Genomic DNA, 16,596 nt, shown 5'->3' on the forward strand with positions numbered 1-16,596 from the left:
CGCAGCGGTGTGAGACGGGCATTCTTATGGATGTTCATTCGGATCCTCCGATGGATGCTGAAGCGTGGTAACTCCAGTCTCCTCGGTCCGGTCCGAATGGACAACCTCCCGAAAGCTCACAGCTAGCTATTCCGGGCCACGTGCTCTACGGCGTGCATACCCGCCGGGCAGAACAGAACTTCGACGTCTCCGGACTGCGGCTCAAGGATTTTCCCGAGCTCATCCAGTCGATGGCGATGGTGAAAAAGGCTGCTGGTCTTGCAAACATGGAACTCGGATTGCTCTCGGCTGAAAAGGCGCAGGCCATCTCAGACGCTTGCGACGAGCTCATCGAACTGAGGGGGATCGACGAGAACTTCCCCGTCGACATGATGCAGGGCGGAGCCGGTACGTCGACTAACATGAATATTAACGAGGTCGTGACGAACCTGGCCCTGATCAAGCTCGGCGCCAAAGTTGGCGACTACGCAAAGCTGCACCCCAACGATGACGTAAACCTCTCCCAGTCGACCAACGATGTATATCCCACCGCGATCCGCCTGACGGTTTTGCGAGCCTGCGACGGGCTCGTCTCGGCACAAGCCAACTTGCGCGATGCCTTTCGCGCGAAGGCGCTCCAACACGCCAACGCGCTTAAGGTCGGCCGGACCCAGCTTCAGGATGCTGTGCCCATGAGGGTCGGGCAAGAGTTCGAAGCTTTTGCGGAACTCATTGACGAGGACATTGTCCAACTCCAGTCGGCCGCGAGATTGTTGCTGGAAATCAACCTCGGGGGGTCGGCGATCGGCACCTCGATCAACGTGCCGCGCGAGTTCCCCGACATCGCTTGCACTCATCTGTCCCAGATATCAGGCATTCAGCTTATTGCTGCCCGCAACTTCATCGAGGCGACGTCGGACACAGGCGGCTTCGTTTCCTTTTCAGGTATGCTGAAGCGCATTGCGGTCAAGCTGACCAAGATCTGCAACGATCTGCGTCTTCTGAGCAGCGGACCCCTTGGCGGCCTCGGAGAGATTCGCTTGCCTCCGGTACAGGCCGGCTCTTCCATCATGCCGGGCAAGATCAATCCCGTCATTCCTGAGATGATGAACCAGCTCAGTTTCCAGGTCATTGGAAATGATCTTGCCGTGACGCTCGCTGCAAGCGCCGGGCAGCTCCAGTTGAATGCAATGGAGCCGGTGATCGTATTGAACATCCTACAATCCATGCGGTTGTTGACAAGAGGAATGCGGATTTTCAAAGAGCGCTGCGTGAACGGGATCGAAGTCGACGAGGATCGCTGCAAAGCCTTGCTGAACCAATCCCTTGCCTTGGCCACGCCGTTGGCGAAGCTCATCGGCTACAGCAAGGCTGCGGAACTGTCAAAACGCGCTTTGGCAGGCAAGAGAAATTTGCGTCAGGTCGTTGAAGACGAGGGTGTTCTGCTCCCGGAGCAGATTGAGCAAATCTTCGGCAACAGTGCCGAGTTCGCGGGTCTCTCGAACGCTGTCTCGGCTTGAAGCGCTAACGGCCGCGCTGCGATAACCGATAGAGAGGCACAGGCCTGCGCCCGGCGCCTCGGGTGGCGGTCAGGCGATCGTGGACCTCGTTTGTCTGTGTTGCCCCATGTTTCGGTGGGTGATATCGTTGTTTGGCAGGTGTAAAATACGAGTCGCTTGACCCACTGTCGGTGCCTTCCGCCCTGTGCATTGCGGGCAGCGGGAATGCTTCAGCACTGAACATCTCTGATTAAGCGCTTGCTGGCATTGGCTCTGGCCAGTTTTGTTTGCTGGCATCTGCACATGCGCCTCATTCGGAGTTTGCTAGTTGACAGAACCATCACAAAATCTGACCGAGAAAGTCCGTTTCGACGCGGTCGATCGGACTATGGCGATACTGCGCGTCCTGGAGAAGGCGGAAGGACCGCTGTCTTTATCCGCGATCGCAAGGGAGGTTGACCTCGGTAAACCAACGACGTTGCGATACCTGGCAAGCCTGGTCGGCCATGGGGTCATCGAGCGTGTGGATGGGAACGGCTACACGTTGGGTATCGACCTGTTCATGCTGGGACAGAAGGCCCTGCATCGCCGTGACATTCGCGCCGTGGCGCGCCCTTATCTGCAGAAATTGTATGAACATTTCAACGAAACCATCAACTTGGCACTGCTTGTCCGGCAGGAAGTCGTCGTCGTGGACAGCATTGAGACAACCCAGATGCTGAGGCAGGGCGGGGCGGTCGGTTCCGTAAATCCATGGCATGCATCATCCCTGTCCAAAAGCATATTGGCCTGGCTCGATCGCGACGAGGCCAGCCGATTGCTGCAGCGATGCAGTTTTGACCGTTACACCCCGCGGACATTGACCAGTGCAGCCAAGGTTCTGGCCGAGTTGCCGGAGATCGTCGAACTGGGTTACTCCGTGGACAATGAAGAGGCAACGATCGGAAGCAGGTGTGTCGGGGCAGCGATATTCGATGCCTCCGGTCGCCCGATCGGAGCAATCAGTATCTCCGGTCCGACGACCCGCATTGTTGACGATGCGATTTCGTCCGTTGGGACTCATCTGGTCGAGGTTACCGGGCAGCTGTCGCGGGCAATTGGATTCGCCGGCAAAAGAGATGCCGGCCCTCGCCCTTAAGGGTCGGACCCCATCGCGAGTGAAAAGTGCAGACTTTGGCGAAGCGGGACCATCTACCTCCCCCGCCAGCAAAAATGGCTACCGCAATCCGGCGACCATGAGAGCGTCCTCGATAGCCGCTTTATCAGCTTCGCCAATCCGGTCCAGCGGACGGATGGGCGTCCCGACATCCCGGCCAAGCAGGCTGATCGCATATTTTATGCGGGTGGGAAAATTGGTCGCCTGACTGACTTCTCGGCAGATCGGGCCGATGGCTTTGGTCAACTGCATGGCTTCGGCGATATTGCCATCTTTGAACGCCCGATAGATTTCGACATTCTGCTTCGGCAATACGGCGTGAATACCGCAGATCGAAGCCTCCGCGCCCATCACATAGCCAGCAAGTGTGATCGGATCGTAACCGGCAGCTACCGTCACGTGATCGCCGACAGTCTGCACAAGCTCTCCAATGTTGTGGAAGACGCACTTTATAGCAATTACTTCGGGCAATCGAGCGACCTTCTTCAAGAGTTCGACGGAGTAATTGAAGTGATCGTAAAAGACTATTGGCAGCTCGGATGCGGCTGCCACATCTGTGATAAAGGCAAGCGCCGACTCGTCTGTCATGCCATTGTAAGTCGGCGGGCAGAGCAGCAACGCGGCGGCCCCCGCCTGTTTTGCAAGCAGAGCCCGGTGAATGGCGTCCTTGGTCGCGTCCGGGATGATGCCGGCGATGACGCGCAGATTGCTCTTGCTCGTCGCCGTGCCGGTCAAGGACGCCAGTTCCTCGGCGCTCAGCTCGTTACCGGATCCAGTGCTGCCGCCAATGATGATCACCTCGATGCCAGATGCCTCCATGAACGAAAGTTCGCGTGCAAAGCAATCGAGATCGATTGTCTCATCGCGACTAAACGGCGTCACGATTGGTGTAATGACGCCTCGAACTTCTTCGCGCCTTAGTGCTTCAACCATTTTTTGCAGTTCCTGGTGAGAGGGGTTGTTGCGAAACAAGCTGGGACCACTCGTTCCCCGTATCGATGACGGGCTTGAGCACGGGCGCTGTTTCATTCAGTGAAATACGATATCGACTGTCGCAAAATCGCGCGACCGTAGACGCCTTGTCAAGGGGAATCTCGATGAGCGGTCCCGGCTGAGATTTGGGGCATCGCAGCACCAACGGCCTTTGTGCATCACATAGCGTCAGTTTCTTGCAAAGTGCGCAATTGCTGGCGTTGTTTCGTTGTATGAACCTCGGTACCGGTGAGCGGAAAACGCGATGCGAGATCACCGGGCGGAAGCTGGGACACAGGGCCTGAGCGCCAGTACGCATCGCAATTCGGAGATAATGGGAGAGGAAATGCGTAGTCGGTTTTTGTTACTGGGCGCAGCCATGTGCAGCATGGTTTCTGCGGCAGCCCACGCTGAGGACAAGTCTATCGAGGTCATTCACCATTGGGTGTCTGACAGTGAGGTGGCTGCCGTAAACACGATCAAGCAAGAGCTAGAAAAGCGCGGCGTCGTCTGGAAGGACACCGCCATAGGAGGTGCAAATGGCGCGAACGCCGAGCAGTCGCTCCGCGCTCGCATCGTGGCTGGCAACCCGCCTGGGGCAATGCAGATGCTTGGGTTCGACGCAGCGACCTGGGCTAAGGAAGGCGTCTTGAGGGACCTGACCGATCTGGAGACCGCGAGCGGTGGCGTTCAGTCGCTTCCGGCCGACTACAGGCGCCTGGCGGCCCCCGGCGGCAAGTGGGTCGAGGTGCCGATCGATTTGCTTCGTTCGAACTGGATCTGGGCCAATAAAAAGGCGTTCGACGCAGCAGGCGTTTCAGTTCCCAAGACCTGGGACGAACTGATTGCGGCGGGCGAGAAACTCCGCAAGGCTGGGATCATCCCTCTGGCGGCCAGCGACGAGCCATGGCAGATCGCCAAAATCTTCGACAGCCTGATCGTGGATTTGAATGGACCGGAATTCTACACGCAAGTCGCGCTCAAGGTGGACGACAAGGCCATTCGCAGCCCCGAAATGGTCAAGGTGTTCGAAAAGCTGCGCCAGGTGAGAGGGCTGGTCGATGACAACTTCGTGGGTCGCGACTGGGCCGTGGCGACGGAGATGGTCGCGAGTGGCAAGGCCGGTATGCAGGTTATGGGCGACTGGGCAAAAGGCGAATTCCTGGCCAAGGGTCTGAAGCCCGGTGTCGACTTCCTCTGTTTCCCGACCCCAACGTCGACGCCGAATTTCCTTTGGGCGATGGACTCGTTCAGCATGTTCGAAACCACCGATCCGAGCCTGCGAGCCGCGCAGGACGAACTGGTCAAGGTGCTTCTCGATCCGGAAGTGCAGATCAAGTTCAACCTGATCAAAGGATCCATTCCACCTCGGCTTGATGTCGACATGTCGAAGTTCGACGACTGCGCCAAGCAGGCTGCCGTGGACCTCAAGGCCTCGATCGAGCACAAATCGTTCCTTGGCACTCTGTCCGGCGGCTATGCTGCCGAACCCCAGTTCGCCTCGATTTTCAAGGAAGTCGCAGCGAAGTTCTTCGTGTCGGACATGAGCGCCCAGGACGCAGTGACCCTCCTTGCGGACGAGATCAACAACGCGCGCTAAGTGCTAGCCACGATGACCGGAAGGCTGTCGTTGGGCCTTCCGGGCCCGCCTGCTGCCTGAGCAACTATTGGCTTGGCAGATCCAGGAGACGAATGATTCCGATGACTGCGATAAAGCGATACCTTGCCGCCCAGTTGCCCAAGCTCGTGCTGGCTCCGAGCGGCATGGTTATCCTTGTAGCGATCTACGGTTTCATCGCCTGGACCGCCAGTGTCTCGTTCAGTTCATCCAAGGTGATGCCGATCTACGACTTTGTGGGGCTGGAGCAATATATCCGCCTTTGGTCGACGCCCAGATGGCACGTAGCCGTTGAGAACTTGTTTGTCTTCTCGGCACTCTACCTTTCGATCGCCACCCTCTTTGGTCTCTTTATCGCAATTCTCCTCGATCAGCGCATCCGCGCGGAGGGCTTTCTGAGAACTGTCTTCTTGTATCCGATGGCGCTGTCCTTCATCGTTTCCGGCGTTGCCTGGAAGTGGGTTCTCAACCCGGGTCTCGGCCTTCAGAAATTGGTTCGTGATTGGGGATGGACCTCCTTCACCTTCGACTGGCTGGTGAACCCGAATTATGCGCTCTACACCATTGTCATCGCCGCGGTATGGCAGTCGTCGGGCTTTGCGATGGCCATCTTTCTCGCCGGCCTCAGAGGCATCGACAACTCGATAATAAAAGCCGCTCAGATGGAGGGGGCTTCTCAGGTCCGTATCTATGTCAGCGTTGTCGTGCCGATGCTTCGCCCGGCTTTTCTAAGCGTGATCGTCTTGCTTGGACAGATAGCTATCAAAACGTTCGACCTGACGTTCGCCTTGACGAATGGAGGGCCTGGCGGAGCAACGGAGATGCCGTCAATGTTCATGTTTTCGGCAACGTTCGAAAGGAACCAGATGGCGGTCGGCGCAGCCAGCGCGATGATGATGCTGGCCGCGGTGGTGGCGATCATGGTCCCGTATCTTTACACCGAACTTCGGAAGCCCAGCAATGAGCACTAGAATGCGCAAGCTGGAGCGCCACGGCGGCAGGCTGTTTGTGTATGGGTGCCTGGCTGTTCTGGCCACGCTCTATCTGGTTCCGCTCTGGGTTATGTTGATCACATCCTTCAAGCCGTTGGACGAGATCTATTCTGGCTCGCTTATCGGGCTGCCTAAACAGATAACGTTTGAAGCGTGGTCGAAGGCCTGGAGCACGGCTTGCATCGGCACCAACTGCGTCGGGCTTTCACCCTTCTTTCTGAACTCGCTGATCATCACGATCCCCGCGGTTTTCGTATCCACCGCAATCGGCGCGATCAACGGTTACACGCTGACGAAGTGGAAATTCCGCGGAGCGGATCTCTTTTTCGCCGTCATGTTGTTCGGCTGCTTTCTCCCGCTGCAGGCCGTGTTGCTGCCTATCGCGCGAGTGCTTGGAATGTTGCGGCTATCAGGGTCCACCGCCGGCCTCATACTGGTTCACTCGGTCTATGGGATCGCATTCACGACGATGTTTTTCAGAAACTATTTTGTCTCGTTCCCTGATGAACTGACCAAGGCGGCCTTGGTCGACGGCGCCGGTTTCTTCAGGATATTCTTCAGCATTGCCCTGCCTACGGCCATTCCTATCGCTGTCGTGTGCTGCATCTGGCAGTTCACGTCGATATGGAACGATTTTCTGTTTGGCGTGTCGTTTTCGGCTGGGGGAAGTTCACCGATCACCGTCGCGTTGAACAACGTTGTGAACGTAACCCTTGGGCGCAAGCAGTATAACGTCGACATGGCGGCGGCACTCATAGCGGCGCTTCCCACGCTGATCGTCTATGTCCTGTCTGGAAGGTACTTCGTCCGGGGCCTGACCGCCGGCGCGGTCAAAGGATAATCGCGCCGCAACAGCGAGCCGGCCGGTCACGTCAACCGGCCAAATGAGCAGGACAGACATACACAGTCGATGGGATTTTCCAATGTCAGTGTCGAAGCATCCGCTGCCGACTGCCTTTCTCCACGAGGTCACAAAGCTGCTTGGCGACCGCTTCACGACCAACACAGCGATCCGGCAGCAGCACTGCGGTGGAGAGGGGTTCCACGCGGTGGAAGAACCAGACGCCGTCTGCTTTGCCGAGAGCGAAGCCGAGGTCGCGGCGATTCTCGAGAACGCCAATGCTCACGGGGTAGCGGTCATTCCTTTCGGAGCGGGAAGCTCGTTGGAAGGTCATTTGAGCGCCGTGCAGGGCGGCGTCAGCCTGGATGTCAGCCGCATGAATCGAATACTTGCGGTGCATCCTGATGATCTGGACGTGGTCATCGAACCGGGCGTCACGCGACAGGCGCTTGATAGGCATCTGAAGGATGTGGGATTGTTTTTCCCGGTGGATCCTGGTGCTGAGGCAACGATTGGCGGGATGGCCGCTACGCGTGCTTCCGGCACCAATGCCGTGCGATACGGCACGATCCGCGAGAACGTGCTGTCCTTGCGTGTGGTATTGCCCGATGGCCGGGTCATCAAGACAGGGAGTCGGGCGCGAAAATCGTCGACTGGCTACGACCTGACCAAACTCTTCATCGGTTCGGAAGGCACTCTCGGCGTAATCACGCAACTCACCATCCGCGTGCATGGCATTCCAGAAGAGACGGTGGCGGCGGTGTGTGGCTATCCCTCGCTGAAAGCTGCGGTCGACACGGTGACTCAAATTATTCAGCTGGGCTTGCCGATTGCTCGAGCAGAGCTGATGGACGAGCCCGCGATGCGGGCATGCGTCGATTTCTTCAAGCTCGACTATGGAATTCAGCCCACCTTGTTTTTTGAATTCGCCGGTGCGCCACAAGCTGTTGCTGAACAAATAGCCACGGTCCGGGCAATATCTGCCGAAATGGGAGGAGGCGAATTTCGCTGGGCGAAAGATCAGGAGAGCCGGACGGCCCTGTGGCGCGCGCGCCATCGCATGCACAATGCGTTGTTGGCCAGCCGGCCCGGCGCGAAGGTGATGCCCACGGATGCTTGTGTGCCGATCTCCCGACTAACGGAATGTGTGGTGGAGACAAAGGCTGACATCGAAAAGGCCCCATTCTTTGTGTGTCTGAACGGACACGCGGGAGACGGAAACTTCCATCTCGGTCTGGTCATCGATCCCGATAGCCAGGAAGAATACGAGATCGCGAGCGGCATCAGTTCCCGCTTGGCCTATCGTGCCTTGGCAATGGAAGGAACCTGCTCCGGGGAACATGGCATAGGATTGGGAAAACTTAGATACATGGAAGCCGAACATGGGACCGCCTTAGATATTATGCGGGATATCAAGGGTCTTTTTGACCCGAACGGCATCATGAATCCCGGCAAACTCATTCCCGGCCAGCTTCCCCCAGGGCTTTCGGGACCGCCGTGAACGGGTCGACGGGATGTAAGCTGTGGTAGTGTGACTGGGCATGCAGACAACTGAGGACTATGACACTCAGGGAGCCAAGCTTGTCGTTGACTGCGACCGCCCGCAAAACTGCATTGAACGATGTCAGCCCTCGCGCTGAACGGCTATGACAGCCTTGATCAATCCGGCTTTATGGTGTGCCCAATGAGCGATGTCGCGCGGGCTATCGGCCAGCGTCGTACGATGCGTGACGAGCTTGGCTATCGGTATGGCGCCGTCCCGGATCGAAGCGATCACCTGATCGAAGTCCTTCCTGGCAGCGTTGCGGCTGCCTATCAGCGTCATCTCGCGCTTGTGGAACTCGGGATCCGAGAAGGAGATCTCGTCCTTCACCACGCTGACCATGACTAGGGCGCCACCATGCGCCACATGTGCGAAGGCGGCCCGGATCGACGCGCTGTTGCCGGTGGCGTCAAAGACAACGTCAAAAGCCTCGCCGGCGGTGCGGCTTCGAAGCGCTTCAGCGGCTGTTGCCACAGTGCCGTCGACGACCACGAAGCCCAGGCCTTGCTCGGCGAAATCCAGCCTTTCACGATCGATATCGAGGAGAGTGACCTCCTGCCCGGCTATCGCGGCGAACAGGGCCGTGCCCAGACCGATGGGGCCGGCGCCAATGACCAGGGCCCTCTTGCCCTTGCCAGCCGTGGAACGGCGAACCGCATGCGCGCCGATGGCCAGGAATTCCACGGCAGCGGCGTCGCCCAGGGAAAGCCCTTCGGTGGGATAGAGGTTGGCGGCAGGCACCAGAATCTGCTCGCACATGGCGCCATCACGATGGACACCCAGCACCTCGATGGCCACGCAGCAGTTTGGCTTGTGGTGGCGGCAGGCAATGCAGCGGCCGCAGGCCAGATAGGGGTTGACGATTACCGCCTGGCCGGTTGCCAGGTCGGCACCTTCACCGGCCGCCGCCACGGTGCCGGAAATCTCGTGGCCCATCACGCGAGGATAGGTCAGAAAGGGATGCTTGCCTTCGAAGATGTGATAGTCGGTGCCGCAGATCCCGACATGGCTCACGCTCAGCAATACCCAGCCGGCCGGTGGCGATACGGGCCAGGCTAGATCCCTGAGAACCAGCTCGCCAGGCGCAAGACAAACGACGGCTTTCATGGCCAGGATACTCCTTGTGCAGGCGAGCGCGGAGGAGCGACGGCGGCGCTTTTTAGCCGCGCCGGCTCGCCGCTATGGGTCGGGACCTCCCGGCGGCCGCTTCTGCGGGCCGCCGGGCAAAGGCTCGGCTATTCGAAGTCCTTAACGTTGGCGAGCGTCACCAAACCTGCGCCGGTGTCGACATTGGCTTCGACCTTCTCTCCGCGTATCGCCTTCACCACGGTGTCGAGGCCGAGTTCACCCATCTTGGCAGGGAACTGGGCGACGCTGGCGTCTTCCGCTCCGGACTTGATCGCCTCGATTTCCCCGCAGCATGCATCGAAGCCGACGAGGATGAACTTGTCGTTGGTGATCCCGGCATTGGCGATCGCCTTTGCCGCGCCTGGGATGGGCGGTCCACAAGCGGCGTAGATCGCCTTCAGGTCAGGGTTGGCGGTGAGAATGTCCTCGGCGACCGAAGTTCCCAATTCCAGGGTGCAGTTGGTTGCTCCCTTGCCGACCACCTCCACCTTGAGGTCGCCCAGGCCCTGCATCATGCCGGTGACGCGATCATCGAGCGCGGGCACGCCCGGCACCCCTTGCAGGATGCCGATCTTGTCGCCCGCCTTGAGAACCGTCTTGAGGTATTCGCCTGCGATCTTGCCGCCGTTGAGATTGTTGGTGGAGACAAGCGCGCTCGATCCCTTCCAATTGGGTATGCTGTTGTCGACCAGCACCACCTTGATGCCGGCGGCCACGGCCTTGTCGAGAGCCGGCGCCACGGTCGGATCGACAGGCGTAATTGCCAGGCCCTTGACGCCTTGGGTTATCATCGACTCGATCAGGGCGATCTGGCCTTCGATGTCCGTCGCCGATTGCCCCTGTCCGGTCACCAGTTCGACCTCGGGATGGGCTGCCACATATTTCTTGGCGGCCTCTTCCATCGTGGAATAGAACGGGACGGGGAACTTGGTGATCAGGCCGACCTTGATCTTGTCGGCCGCGTGGGACGGCATCGCGAACGCCAATGCGATCGCCAGCCCTCCCCACAGTTTTCCTTCAAGTCGCATGCTCGTGTCCTCCCTTGTTTGGGTACCTTCCGGAGGAAGGTTCACCCTATTTGCGGACTGCCCCTGCAGCCGGCAAAATCCTTGTCAGGCCCCGACGATCATGGAGACCAACTGCTGCTTGTTGTCCGCGCTCGGGACCAGTTCGCCTACCTTGCGTCCCTGGCGCAGCACGATGGCCCTGTCCGCGAGCTCGACGACATGTTCCATGTTGTGGGTGATCAGGATGACGGCATTGCCCTGGTAGCGAAGCCTCGCCACCAGGTCCAGCACCTGCCGGGATTCGCGCAGGCCGAGTGCCGCGGTTGGCTCGTCTAGGATGACGACCTTGCGAGCGAAGACCGTCGATCGCGCAACGGCGATGGCCTGCCGCTGCCCTCCCGACATCATTGCGACGACGGCGTCGTTCCTGGGCAAGGTCACCTTGAGGTTAGCAAGCAGGGACTGCGCCTCGGCGTCCATGCGCCGCTGCCTGAGAAAGCGCAAACCTCGCGGCAGCCATTGCGGCCCCGCGATCTCACGTCCGGCGAAGAAGTTCTGCGCCGGGGTCAAATTGTCAAACAAGGCGAGGTCCTGGTAGACCGTTTCTATTCCAGCGGCGCGCGCCTCGGCTGGGGATCGGATGGGTGTGACCCGTCCGTCGATCATGATCGAGCCGGAGTCCAGGCGATGCACACCGCTGATACACTTGATCAGGGTCGACTTGCCGGCGCCATTGTCGCCCAGAAGGCACAGGATCTCTGCGCGTCGCACCGAGATGCTGATCTCGCTCAATGCGAGCACGGAGCCGAACCGTTTGCTCGCGCCTTCGACCGACAGCACCGGTGGATCGTTGGTCCTTGTGCGCTCTTGGGGGTCGAGGGAAGCCGCGCTCATGACTGCTTGCCCGCCTGCATCACGCGAACCCGTCCCTCGAGATAGTTGCGAAGGACGTCGCCTTCGACGGCGATGACAATGACCACGCCAATGACGATCAGTTGGAAGAAGATGTTGACGTTGAGCAGGTTGAGCGCGTTGCGGATGACGCCGATCATCAAGGCGCCGATAAGCGCGTTGCCGAGATGTCCGCGGCCGCCCAGGAAGCTTGCTCCGCCTATGATGACGGCAGCGATCGTGTCGAGTTCGAGCAGGTTGCCGAAGAGCGGCGAGCCGGCATCGGTCCTTCCGGCCAGGATCACGGCGCCGATCCCCGCGCAGGTACCCGACACGACATAGGTGGAGACCAGCACCCAGGATACGGGAATGCCCATGCGCAGGGCGGCATCCGGCCGACCGCCCACGGCGTAGATCCAGCGGCCCCAGACCATCGTCCTGGTCACCACGAAAAACACCGCGGCGACAGCGAGCACCACGAAGACCGATCCCGGCAACCCGCCGAGCGCATCGGTGCCGAGGGCGCTGATGGCCGGTGGCATACCTGGAATTGCGCGTCCGTCGGCAAGCTGCAGGGCAAGCCCCTTGGCTATGCTCAAGGTGGCAAGGGTGATGATGAACGGATGCGGGAGGCGCCCGAAGACATAGAAGCCGCCGTTGATGGCTCCGACGGCGGCGCCCGACAGGACCATGACCGCGATCACCAGCGCGGCTGGCGCTCCCGCGTGGAATGCCAGGGCGCCCAGGACGGACGCCAAGGCTAGGTTCGAGCCGACGGACAGGTCGATGCCGCGCGTCAGGATCACCAATTGCTGCCCCATGGCGACGACCGAGATGACTGCCGTCTGTGCCAGTATGTTGCTGATGTTGCGCGCCGTAAGAAAGTAAGGAGACGATATGCTCAATACGGCGATCAGTAACACAAGGATGAGTGCCGGCCCGAAATTCAGAATGGTCAAGCCGATCGATAACGTGCTCGTGCGCGCGTCGAGGGCGCCGGCCACACCGCCGATGATATTTTCTTCAGGTTCATTCGCAAGCTCAGGCAAATAGTCCCTCGCCATCGGAGTGACCTGCACTCCGACCTGAAAGTTCGTTTTTGTATTTTGCTCTTCCTCTTATCGATAAAAAACAATACTATCCGCGACCGCGCAACTTGTTTTTTATGGATAAAATTCCACCAAAAAGGACAAGCCTGGGGAGGATTGGCCTTCATGAAAACCGACACCGTCTTCAAAAAGGCATTCAATCGAACTCTCGATCTCATGGTTCGAAGCGAGATGGAGGATCCGCTGCCCTCGGAAAACGCACTGAGGCGTCGGCTGGGCGTGAGCCGCACCACAATTCGCAAAGTGTTGGGCGAACTAGATCAGCGGGGCGTCATTGTCGCTGCCACGAGGTCACAGGTCCAAGACCGGCAAGTCCTGCCAAACGACTATTTCCCAGATGTCGAAACAATGCCGCGCAATCTTCATATTGAACGGCATTTCATGGAATGGATGCTACGCGGCGACACGAAGCCGGGCACATCGATTAACGAACTCGAACTGGCCCGTCACTTCGGTGTGGCCACCAGTGGCATACGGGAGTTCCTCATCCGCTTCAGCCGCTTTGGCCTACTTGAAAAGCGGCCGAATTCAGGGTGGATATTTGAGGGTTTCACCGAGGAGTTCGCGCTCGATCTGTTCGAGATTCGCGTCATGTTCGAGCTGCGATCAGCGCGACTGTTTGCAAAGCAGTCGGACCACTCGCCGCTGTGGGAAAAGCTTGAGACGCTGAAGCGCGCACATCTCGATCTGCTTGAGGAGATCGATTATCGATTCCATGACTTCTCCAGTCTCGACAACCGGTTCCATCGACTTGTCAACGAGGCCTCGCCCAATCGCTTCATTGACGACTTCTACGACATCATCACTTTCATCTTCCATTACCACTATCAGTGGAACAAGCGCGACGAGAAGCAGCGCAACCACGCGGCATTGGTCGAGCATTTGGGATATATTGACGCTTTGCTGAGTCACGATCTTTCGCGCGTCGAGGTGGCGGCCGGCGCCCACCTGTCATCTGCCAAAGAAACGCTTTTGCGCTCCCTTGTCACGATTGCGTGAGAACGGTTGCTGCTTCCGAATTTCGGCGGCCGAACGATCGCCAGTTCGGCGTCTAACACTCGGAGGTTGTTCGTTCGAGAGCGGAAGCACCGTGCTGATCATCTCGGTCTGGAGTTTGTCGGCTGAACGAACGACCGCTAATTTGGCTGGTGCGCACCCCTCGCCTTGGGACACTCGTGAGAACTATCGTGTCGAAAAATGGACGATGACACCGTCACGCCACTTATGATGTCTGGGCCTTGAAAACCGTTCCTGCAGCGGCCACAAGCGCCAGGACAGCCAGGGAAGCTTCGGGGCGACGCGCACCAATTGGTTGGCGTAACCTAATCATCGGCGGGAATCGCCAACTCGGGTCCGGCCCGAGTGGTTGGGTATCGTGCGTTCAGGGCCGCCCGCTATCGTCAACGCCCTCCCATGCGAGGAGAGGGAAGAACACCGTGGCCAGGGCGAGGCTGCTGACGAAGTCCGGCCGAGCAAATGCGAGACCGCGCGCCACGGTTCAGAAACCCAGAACCGGGACGCCTCGGCGCTCCAGATAATGGAGAGGAACGCCTGAGTCAGCTTGCCTCGAAACACTGACCCTTACGACAATCAGAACCCACGTCCCTTGACGTATTTCGCACGCAAATCACCGAGATATGCGGGGACGGTGATATCCCACCATCCAGTAACGTGCATGTTTGAATAGGGGCGCTCGATAGCGCATATCGCGTCGATCACGTAAGGCTTGCCGGATGCCAACGCACGCTCGATCGCCGGACCGATCTCGGCTGCATCGACAACACGCTCCCCTTCGCATCCAAGGGATTTTGCCACGCCGGCGATATCCGCCATCCATTTCTCGCCGTCCGGCGTTTTGAAGTTGGTGATAATCTCACGATCTTCCCCAAACATATTGAGCTGCAGGTTGCGGATCGCGCCCCAGCCGCCATTGTTGATGACAAGGAAGATTACCGGCGTGCCCAGCATCGCTGCGGTTGCCAACTCAGTGCCCGTTTGCAGGAAAGCGCCGTCGCCGAAAACCGCGCAGACCGGGGCTTCAGGCTTGCCGAGCTTGGCTCCAATGGCGGCGGGAAGTGCAAAGCCAATGCCTGACATGCCACCCGGCGTAATGTGCTGGCGCGGACCGTAAACCGGAAATTCGTTGAAGACCTGGTTCTGCGGATTTGAGGAATCAGTAACGACAATAGTGTCGCGGGGCAGCGCCTTGCGCGCCTCGACCAGTACTTGCGAGGCCGTCATCGGCTGAACGTTCGCGGTCCGCAGCGGCTTTAGGTACTCTTCCCACTCTACCTTGCGTTGTTCAAGTTCCTTGAACTGTTGGCCGGACCTATAATCGCGCTGCTGCCCCTTGGCCTTGAGTTCCGCCAGGATGGCGCCGAGCACCGCCTTGGCGTCGCCGAGGATCCCCACCTCCACCGGATAGTTCTTGCCGATCTCAAAGCCGTCCAAATCGACCTGGATCAGCTTGGTTTTCGGAATGTCGAACGTGATCCCTTGCTTATAAGAGGAGGTGATGCGGTCCGAGAAGCGACAACCGACCGCCAGGAGCACGTCGGCCGATCGTGTCATGGCATTTCCAGGTATCGAGCCCAGATCACCGCAGGCGCACGCGAACAACTCATGATCCTCCGGGAACGCACCCTTTCCCATGAAGGATGTCGTAACCGGCGCGCCCAAAAATTCCGCGATTGCCCTGAGCTCTTCCGTTGCCTCGGCCTGAATAACGCCGCCGCCGGCCAGCAATACCGGGCGTTCGGCCGCCAACAGCAGTTCCACCGCTCGCGTGATATACGCCGGGTCACCAAACAGACGCGCGCCAGTCCGACGCTTGGTTCCGTCGTCGAGCGTGACGTTGGCGGTTTCGGCCTGGACATCCTGGGGTACGTTCAGCAACACCGGGCCCTTTCGACCCTCAAGCATGGCGTTGAACGCCTGTTCCATCATGTTCGGAATCTGCTCGACATGGCTTGGATTGAACCAGCGTTTCACGACAGGCTCAGCCATTCTTGGGAAATTGTCGGAGTGCGGGCGATCAAGTTCCTGCAGCACACCTCTGCCCATCATGTAGGTATGGACACCGCCTGTGATGACAAGCTGCGGCAGCGAATCGGCAAAGGCAGTGGCGATACCAGTCAGCGTGTTGGTGGCACCTGGCCCGATCGAGGTCACGACAGCTGCTACTTTGCCGGACGAGCGATAGAATCCGTCCGCCATGTGCGAGGCATTTTGCTCGTGCATGGCCGGCAACAGCTGAATCTCTTCCTTCCGGTCCACAAAGGCGTCCATAAGTGCCGTGTCGCCGTGGCCCGGTATTCCAAAGACGTGCGTCACGCCTTCGCGGATCAGATGGTCGACAACGATCTCGCCGCCAGTCATTTCGCGTGCGACGGGTTTGCCGTTAACATTTTTGTCGTGCTTCATTGGTTCCTCCAATTACTTGGCGTCCAGCAGCGGGTGAGCTGCCGTCGCAATTCATGTTCCGCTGGCGTTTGGGGCGTAACCGCACGTCCGGCTGCTCAGCGCGGCCCGAGAACTTTCCATGGTGCAGGCCGAGAAGCATACCTCTCAAGAGTGGCGGGTGCCGTGTCGGCTAAGAGCTTCGAAACGGTGCAAGGCTAGATGAATCTTGCCCGCCCACAACACGCCAGCGTAGCGAGTGGACAGCATCGCTGGCAGCGCTTGGTCTGTGCCCATCATCTGTCCCCGTAAGGAGACCTGCGCCTCCGCTGACTTGATATCTCTGCTCATTCACGGCTCCGCATATGCCCGGCGGCTTGCAAGCTCTTAGCAGGCGGCCCGCTACCAAGGCTTCTGCACACTGGGCCAGCGCCTCTCGCAGGACAATTTCGCAGGACCCCG

Annotated in this window: 13 protein-coding genes; 7 read left to right on the plus strand and 6 right to left on the minus strand. The window is 59.0% G+C overall.

Annotated elements, in window-relative coordinates:
* Positions 1-128: 128 nt before the first annotated feature.
* Positions 129-1,499, plus strand: coding sequence for an aspartate ammonia-lyase (locus tag EN862_RS31165; protein ID WP_127868128.1), 1,371 nt, complete (start codon positions 129-131; stop codon positions 1,497-1,499).
* A 307-nt stretch (positions 1,500-1,806) separates the two neighbouring features.
* Positions 1,807-2,616 carry an IclR family transcriptional regulator gene (locus EN862_RS31170; protein WP_245519758.1) on the plus strand — a complete coding sequence of 270 codons (810 nt, stop codon included), beginning with the start codon at positions 1,807-1,809 and terminating at the stop codon, positions 2,614-2,616.
* A gap of 78 nt (positions 2,617-2,694) precedes the next feature.
* Here the strand turns inward: EN862_RS31170 and EN862_RS31175 are convergent, their stop codons facing one another.
* Positions 2,695-3,567, minus strand: a complete 873-nt coding sequence (locus EN862_RS31175) for a dihydrodipicolinate synthase family protein (protein ID WP_189401902.1) — start codon at positions 3,565-3,567, stop codon at positions 2,695-2,697.
* 385 nt (positions 3,568-3,952) lie between these two features.
* Here EN862_RS31175 and EN862_RS31180 point away from each other — a divergent pair, with 385 nt between their 5' ends.
* The 4 genes from EN862_RS31180 to EN862_RS31195 all read left to right on the plus strand — a co-directional run bounded on the left by EN862_RS31180 (position 3,953) and on the right by EN862_RS31195 (position 8,558).
* Positions 3,953-5,206 (plus strand): ABC transporter substrate-binding protein, encoded by a 1,254-nt coding sequence (locus EN862_RS31180; protein ID WP_127868130.1) that lies wholly within the window; start codon positions 3,953-3,955, stop codon positions 5,204-5,206.
* 101 nt (positions 5,207-5,307) lie between these two features.
* A complete protein-coding gene (locus EN862_RS31185; protein WP_127868131.1) occupies positions 5,308-6,195 on the plus strand; it encodes a sugar ABC transporter permease in 888 nt (295 codons plus the stop codon).
* Position 6,196: 1 nt separating this feature from the next.
* Positions 6,197-7,057, plus strand: coding sequence for a carbohydrate ABC transporter permease (locus tag EN862_RS31190; protein ID WP_245519759.1), 861 nt, complete (start codon positions 6,197-6,199; stop codon positions 7,055-7,057).
* 82 nt (positions 7,058-7,139) lie between these two features.
* Entirely contained in the window at positions 7,140-8,558 is a 1,419-nt protein-coding gene (locus tag EN862_RS31195) for an FAD-linked oxidase C-terminal domain-containing protein (RefSeq protein ID WP_127868133.1), read from the plus strand.
* Between the two features lie 123 nt (positions 8,559-8,681).
* Here the strand turns inward: EN862_RS31195 and EN862_RS31200 are convergent, their stop codons facing one another.
* The 4 genes from EN862_RS31200 to EN862_RS31215 all read right to left on the minus strand — a co-directional run bounded on the left by EN862_RS31200 (position 8,682) and on the right by EN862_RS31215 (position 12,576).
* The gene (locus EN862_RS31200; protein WP_127868134.1) at positions 8,682-9,707 is read right to left on the minus strand and encodes a zinc-binding alcohol dehydrogenase family protein; all 1,026 of its coding nucleotides are present in this window, start codon (positions 9,705-9,707) and stop codon (positions 8,682-8,684) included.
* 128 nt (positions 9,708-9,835) lie between these two features.
* On the minus strand, positions 9,836-10,756 hold the full coding sequence (locus tag EN862_RS31205; protein WP_127868135.1) for a sugar ABC transporter substrate-binding protein: 921 nt from the start codon (positions 10,754-10,756) through the stop codon (positions 9,836-9,838).
* Positions 10,757-10,840: 84 nt separating this feature from the next.
* Complete coding sequence (locus EN862_RS31210; RefSeq protein ID WP_127868136.1) at positions 10,841-11,629, minus strand: ATP-binding cassette domain-containing protein; 789 nt, start codon at positions 11,627-11,629, stop codon at positions 10,841-10,843.
* Entirely contained in the window at positions 11,626-12,576 is a 951-nt protein-coding gene (locus EN862_RS31215; protein ID WP_348632099.1) for an ABC transporter permease, read from the minus strand. Before EN862_RS31215 ends, EN862_RS31210 begins: the two co-directional genes overlap by 4 nt.
* Positions 12,577-12,840: 264 nt before the next feature.
* Between EN862_RS31215 and EN862_RS31220 the strand changes: the two genes are divergently transcribed.
* A complete protein-coding gene (locus EN862_RS31220) occupies positions 12,841-13,734 on the plus strand; it encodes a GntR family transcriptional regulator (RefSeq protein WP_127868138.1) in 894 nt (297 codons plus the stop codon).
* A gap of 591 nt (positions 13,735-14,325) precedes the next feature.
* Here the strand turns inward: EN862_RS31220 and EN862_RS31225 are convergent.
* Positions 14,326-16,158, minus strand: a complete 1,833-nt coding sequence (locus EN862_RS31225; protein ID WP_210235689.1) for a thiamine pyrophosphate-binding protein — start codon at positions 16,156-16,158, stop codon at positions 14,326-14,328.
* Positions 16,159-16,596: the final 438 nt, after the last annotated feature.

It is taken from the genome of Mesorhizobium sp. M2E.F.Ca.ET.219.01.1.1 (assembly GCF_004016445.2).
Taxonomy (GTDB): Bacteria; Pseudomonadota; Alphaproteobacteria; order Rhizobiales; family Rhizobiaceae; genus Mesorhizobium.

Bases quoted from the DNA above. Each gene is read 5' to 3' on its own strand.
- EN862_RS31175 (WP_189401902.1), bottom strand. From the start codon at position 3,567: ATGGTTGAAGCACTAAGGCGCGAAGAAGTTCGAGGCGTCATTACACCA.
- EN862_RS31180 (WP_127868130.1), top strand. From the start codon at position 3,953: ATGCGTAGTCGGTTTTTGTTACTGGGCGCAGCCATGTGCAGCATGGTT.
- EN862_RS31185 (WP_127868131.1), top strand. From the start codon at position 5,308: ATGACTGCGATAAAGCGATACCTTGCCGCCCAGTTGCCCAAGCTCGTG.
- EN862_RS31190 (WP_245519759.1), top strand. From the start codon at position 6,197: ATGCGCAAGCTGGAGCGCCACGGCGGCAGGCTGTTTGTGTATGGGTGC.
- EN862_RS31195 (WP_127868133.1), top strand. From the start codon at position 7,140: ATGTCAGTGTCGAAGCATCCGCTGCCGACTGCCTTTCTCCACGAGGTC.
- EN862_RS31200 (WP_127868134.1), bottom strand. From the start codon at position 9,707: ATGAAAGCCGTCGTTTGTCTTGCGCCTGGCGAGCTGGTTCTCAGGGAT.
- EN862_RS31205 (WP_127868135.1), bottom strand. From the start codon at position 10,756: ATGCGACTTGAAGGAAAACTGTGGGGAGGGCTGGCGATCGCATTGGCG.
- EN862_RS31210 (WP_127868136.1), bottom strand. From the start codon at position 11,629: ATGAGCGCGGCTTCCCTCGACCCCCAAGAGCGCACAAGGACCAACGAT.
- EN862_RS31220 (WP_127868138.1), top strand. From the start codon at position 12,841: ATGAAAACCGACACCGTCTTCAAAAAGGCATTCAATCGAACTCTCGAT.
- EN862_RS31225 (WP_210235689.1), bottom strand. From the start codon at position 16,158: ATGAAGCACGACAAAAATGTTAACGGCAAACCCGTCGCACGCGAAATG.